The following is a 532-nucleotide window of genomic DNA, read 5'->3' as shown; positions in this document are numbered from 1 at the left end:
CGCCCGTAGCTCAATTGGATAGAGCGTCTGACTACGGATCAGAAGGTTATGGGTTCGACTCCTTTCGGGCGCGCCATTTTGAATAACGGGGAGTAGCTCAGCTTGGTAGAGCACTTGGTTTGGGACCAAGGGGTCGCAGGTTCGAATCCTGTCTTCCCGACCATCTTTATAAAATAATAATATGCGGGTGTAGTTTAATGGTAAAACCTCAGCCTTCCAAGCTGATGTCGTGGGTTCGATTCCCATCACCCGCTCCAACAAATTGTTCTTTGAAAACTAAACAAATCATACGTCAACAAAAATGATTAGTGTTGAAATATACACTAGCCAACGTTTTAACTTTAAGAGCTAATCTTACTCTTTATTGGAGAGTTTGATCCTGGCTCAGGACGAACGCTGGCGGCGTGCCTAATACATGCAAGTCGAGCGGACCTTTGGGAGCTTGCTCCCAAAGGTTAGCGGCGGACGGGTGAGTAACACGTGGGCAACCTGCCTATGAGACTGGGATAACTCCGGGAAACCGGGGCTAATA

The 532-nt window shown here is 47.7% G+C and carries 2 tRNA genes and 1 rRNA gene; all 3 read left to right on the top strand.

What is annotated here, in order from left to right:
• Positions 1 to 86 precede the first annotated feature (86 nt).
• Positions 87 to 163: transfer RNA gene (locus ACRX5O_RS25320), tRNA-Pro, on the top strand.
• 20 nt (positions 164 to 183) lie between these two features.
• Positions 184 to 257 (top strand) — tRNA-Gly (locus ACRX5O_RS25315).
• 104 nt (positions 258 to 361) lie between these two features.
• Positions 362 to 532: ribosomal RNA gene (locus ACRX5O_RS25310) — 16S ribosomal RNA — on the top strand; the annotation flags it as partial.

It is taken from the genome of Robertmurraya mesotrionivorans (assembly GCF_050971805.1).
GTDB lineage: Bacteria > Bacillota > Bacilli > Bacillales > Cytobacillaceae > Robertmurraya_A.
The sequence above is the reverse complement of the archived record's forward strand: the minus strand, read 5'-3'. Positions and strand labels throughout refer to the sequence as shown.